At 62.4% G+C, this 4,767-nt stretch carries 2 protein-coding genes and 1 pseudogene; all 3 read right to left on the bottom strand.

From position 1 onward, the window contains the following. On the bottom strand, positions 1–1,703 hold a 1,703-nt coding region (locus tag ACFMO7_RS09680), incomplete at its 3' end, for a recombinase family protein (protein ID WP_376795283.1). A 985-nt stretch (positions 1,704–2,688) separates the two neighbouring features. Further along, entirely contained in the window at positions 2,689–4,320 is a 1,632-nt protein-coding gene (locus tag ACFMO7_RS09685) for a replication-relaxation family protein (protein ID WP_376795284.1), read from the bottom strand. Then, a pseudogene (locus ACFMO7_RS09690) lies at positions 4,317–4,767 on the bottom strand (hypothetical protein); the annotation flags it as partial. The pseudogene ACFMO7_RS09690 and the gene ACFMO7_RS09685, both read right to left, overlap by 4 nt.

Raw genomic sequence — 4,767 nt, forward strand, 5'->3', positions numbered from 1 at the left:
TTCCCTTGCTGCTTCTGCTCGGGGAAGTGGTAGAATATGATGAGGAAAAGAAGATCTTTCTCGTGAAGCAAGATATTTACTGAAAGAGAGACCGATGCCCGTCGGTTCCGCTCTCGCCACTTTTTCGTGACAAGGAGGCCAACGGCCTCCTTGTTTTCACTGGTGTGGAAAGCCTCCCCTTGAAGGAAGAGTGCCCCAAAGGAGGGGCGTGGGGTGATGGCTGCAATCATTTGCTGTTCCAGGTCATAGTACAACCCCTGCGGCTCTAAGAGCTGGATCACCCATTCTCGCCGCTCCTCGGTCGTGGCCCGCTCCCAGAGGTGCCGTATCTGGGGAAGCTGCGCAGCGGCCTGCTGGATCTCTTCCCAGCTGATCCCGACCAGGACAGGCTGCTCGAGCTGATAGAGGGCCAGGTCGACGGCAGCCACCTCCGCCTCAAAGTCGCGCTCGCTCAGGTAGCCCTCGGAATAGAGCTTCACCAGCCGTGCTCTCTTTCCCAGCAGCCGCTCTTTCTCTTGCTCCGGCGCCCGGCGTCCAGCTTCTTCCAAGGCCAGGGTGGTCAACTGCTTTCTGATCTCGTCCTGCCAGTTCTCAGGCAGACGAATGGAATCGAGCAGTTGGCCAAATTGTTGCTGCACCACCTCGGCCTTGACCATGCGGTGGCCTCCGAGTGGGCAAGGCAGCTGCCGCAATTTGGCTGGATCGCGATAGTAGCTGCTGGTAGGACGGGCTCCAGGCTTGCTCCGCAGGGGCAAGCCACAGTGTGCACAGACAATGTAGCCAGCAAATTCGTAGACGCGCCTTGCCAAGCGGGCACGACCCGGGGCGCGCTGCATCGAGGCGGTGATGGTCCGGATCTGCTGCCACTCCTCATACGTGAAGGTGGCCTGGTGCTGGCCACGGAACCGCCGGCCCTTGTAGCGGATGGTCCCCCGATCATCGCCGGGGGCAAAGGCCGCATAGAATTCGTTCCGCAGGATAGCATTCACGGTATCTCGCGTAAAGAGACGCTGCCCGAACCGTTTACTCCCTGTGCGGTAGCCGGCTCCGTTCAATGCATCCGCAATTTCTTCGCTTGTCCTCCCTTGCATGCGCAGCTCCCCGATCATCCGCAGGCCCGGATGGGTTTCAGGGTCAACCTCGGGAGGGTTCTTTGGCCCTCCTGAGCGATAGCCAAAGGGAATATCTCCATTCGGCAATCCCTGCGCGGCCCGCTCAGCCTTTCCCTTGCTGGTGTGCTTCGCCAGGGTATCCGAAAAATACGCCGCGAAGGCTGAGAGAATCGTCAACTGGAGCATCCCCTCGGGAGTGCCATAGTCGATCTGCTCCTGCACCGCAATGAACGCCACTCGCTGGCTCGCAAGCAGGCGAAAACTCTGCAGCGTGAGCGCCACATTGCGTGACCACCGATCCAGGGAATGGACCATCACCACCTGGATCTTCCCCTCACTGATATCATCCAGCAACTGGGCAAATGCCGGTCGCTTGGAAATCTGATCGCTTCTGGCGCTCTTCTGATCGTCGATATACCAGCGTGGTTCAGGCAGGCCGCGCTGACGGCAGGCCTCCTCGATGGCTCGCTGCTGAGCAGCCAGGCTGAAATTGTCGCGCTGCATCTCACTGGAGCGACGCACGTACCCTGCGACCTGCAGCTTGGGTGGCTGACCAGGGAGTTTGGAGAGGAAAGAAGACAGCCTGCTCATTGCTCCACCTTGTGACGAGGAAGTTGGAACGGGAGCCTGTGCCTTCCCTCTCTTCCCGAGAGATCCTCGGTCGTAGCTGGGCGAGCGAGTGTCTCTGTCGGCTCCCTTTGCAGACGAACATCCCCTTGCCCAGCTCTCATCCCTGCTCCGACTTCTTGCGTCGACGAGGCCTGCTGCTCCTGGAGTGTGCGGAGAAGAATCCGTGCCAGCAGCCGGCAAAAGGCCCGTACATCTTCTCCTGCAGAGGATCTTTGCTGCACATGGGCTTCTTCTTGCTTCCAGACTGATGGCCGTCTGGGGATCTGCCCTTGCTGGATCTGCGTCCCTGTTTGAATGAATTGATGTCGTTCCATCAATGAATCGGCCCCACTGGTCGCGATTGATGGACTCGGGCAGCAGAACAAGCATCTCTGGCAGCGGACCACTGCTCTGCGTCGATGGGAAGGATGAGAGCGATACAAGGGAAGAGATATTCCGATCGTAGCAGAGACAAAGATGTTTGTCAAGACGGCAAGGTAAAACACTCACTTTCGGTCGAGAAGTGCGGCTGCACGGATGCCGTACCGATCCATCTGTCTGTTCCAGAAGCGGGTCCTGCCATCCGGGATGACTGCCAGCTTACATTGATCGGGATCGCTGGCTTACCTGCTCGTTCCACACCACTGCCCTTCTCGTTTGCCCTTCTCGTTTCAGAAGCAAGGCGCTACCCTCTCTGTGCAGACTCGGTGCAACGGAAGAGCAAAGCGCCTCCGGAGCGGAAGCGGGAACGGAGGCGAAGGGAGCTGATCGAGAGCGATCTGCCTGAGATGCAAGGGGAAGAACGGGGGGTCATCTCCTGACCCCTCTCACTGCTTCCAATCGGAAGCGCTAGGAACGTCTTTGCCAGAGCTGAGGGAGGATGATGTGCGTGCGTCAGGAAGATGCTTCCCTTCCTTCGCGCTGACCAGAGAGAAGGATCAGGAGGGGCGTGCGCCGTGAGTGATCCTCATGGGTCAAGGAAAGCGACCTGACCCCGACCTGGAGGAGGCAGAATCTGGCGCCAGAGCGGAGCATGGAGCACGGAGGTTCCTGCACGCTGCACCTGCTCCCACTCGGCGAGTCGAACGACAAGATACTCAGCGGGCTGGTGGGCAGTGGCCTGCTGGATCACGTGGCTCATGCGCGACTGTGCCCCATCCGGACAGACCAGATAGAGGGAGAGTCTGCGAGCCTGTCGCTGGCTCAACGCCAGGTAGCGGTGCCACTTCGCATGATACTGCGGTAGCTTGAGCGTCCCGCGGTCTACCTCAATCCAGGCGAGCACGTTTCGCTGGGCGTCTCGATAGGCGAACAGCAGATCGGGGATGACCGTGAGGCGGTCATCCTCGTGACGGGTGTGAGGAGCCAAGTCCCACCAGATCGCTCGCTGCTGTGCCGCCTGGATCAGCTGCAGGAGGAGACGATGGAGCTGCTGGGTATGCTCCCACTGACGCCACAGCCCGCGTACCGCCCGCTGTCCCCACTGCTCCCCTGGCCAGGCATCCGAGCGAGATGCCAGCGCAGAGAGGGGCAGGCCTGTCACTGCTGCAAGCAACTGCAGCCCTCGTTCCGTCAGTCTCCAGTGGGGACTGCCGCCGCGAGGTTGGGGCCGGGGAGCAGGAGGCTCGATGGGGCGCACACAGCCCAGCCGGCGCAGCTCGGCCAACAGATGCGCGAGGGTGGCCTGGGTGCGTGCAGGCTGTGCAAAGACGCTTGCCAGTTCGTCGGTGGTGGCCAGGGGAAGTGTGAACACGTGACGAAGCACCTGCAGATGGCGCGCTCCCAGCCGGGTGCTGAGGGAAGCCAGCTCAGGGAGATGGGCCTGCTGCGTGGGGGAAGGGTTGAGGGACGCCACGAACCAGCGGGTGTGTCTTTGGCTGAGCGGCCAGAAGGAGCAGGGGCGCTCAGCCCAGAGGGCGTGCCAGGTGAGGGAGTGCCAGGCCAGGCGTGGGCCTGGAGGGATGCAGGCCGCCAGGATCAGCGGGGCCTGCTGCTCTGCGAGGCCAGAGAGGCCAAGCTGCTGACAAGCGCGTTCCGCGGCCTGCCGCCAGAGCTGGAGCCGGCGGGGCGGAGCAGCAGGCCCTGAGCCGGTTGGCAGGAGCAAGAGTACTGGCCCCACCCGCGGACACGGCTCGCGCTGGGCATGAGCCTGGAGGGCCAACCAGCCGATCACCTGCTGGCAGAGTCGCTGCACTTCGTCAGCGAGAGGCAGGCCTGGATCGAGCAGCAGCGGGAGGTGCACGCTGCAGAGGCTGCTGGCTTGCTGCTCTTCCGTGGTGGTGTCCCGTCTGCCCTCCGCTCCCACTGACAGATCCTGGACGCCGAGCCAGAAGAGCGCTGTCGCTTGCAGGGGCCAGCGCTGCTGACCAAGCAGGAACGCGCTCCGGTAGTCCCGTAGCCAGGTCCAGAGCCAGCGGACCTGCCCGTGTGCGGCACTGATCTGCAGCGGGGCCGGCAGTCGCGCCGTCAGCTGAGTGGGCGCGCGGCGGAGCACCTCGCAAGAGCTGCTGGCAGAGGCTCCAGTCAGCCAGGCGCGGCAGACACTGGAGCAGTTGCGCTCTGGTGTAGCCGTGCTGCGCAGCCAGTGCGCCAGGATCACACTGCAGCATCCTGGCCACCAGGATCACTCCTCTGGGGCTGGCGACATACCAGTCCCAGCGCTAGGGCCGGGTCCGCTGCGTCGGGCAGCAACAACTGGAGCGAGCAGGTGATGCGTTCTCCTGCGACGGGTAACCGGGCATAGCGGTGATGGCGCGGGAGGCTCTGCACATCCTCCGCCGTGATTCCCAATTCGGGAGCGAGCGTCTGAGCATCGTCCGCGCTGCCGGCAAACGCCAGGATGCTTTGGACATTCGCCAGGATTTGGGCCAGCACCTTGTGCTCCTGCGCTTCTTGCCGGAAGAACGCTAAGGACTGCGTTGCCAGGGCGAAGTGCGCGCCGAATTTCCTGAGCTCCGCGAGCATCCGCCAGCGTACTCCCAGAAACCACTGAAACTCGTCCACAATCACCAGCGTTCGCGTCCGGCCAGGGGGCTGTTCCTGGAAG

Origin of the sequence: Thermogemmatispora sp. (genome assembly GCF_042408735.1) — a bacterium.
In the GTDB taxonomy this organism is placed as follows: Bacteria; Chloroflexota; Ktedonobacteria; order Ktedonobacterales; family Ktedonobacteraceae; genus Thermogemmatispora.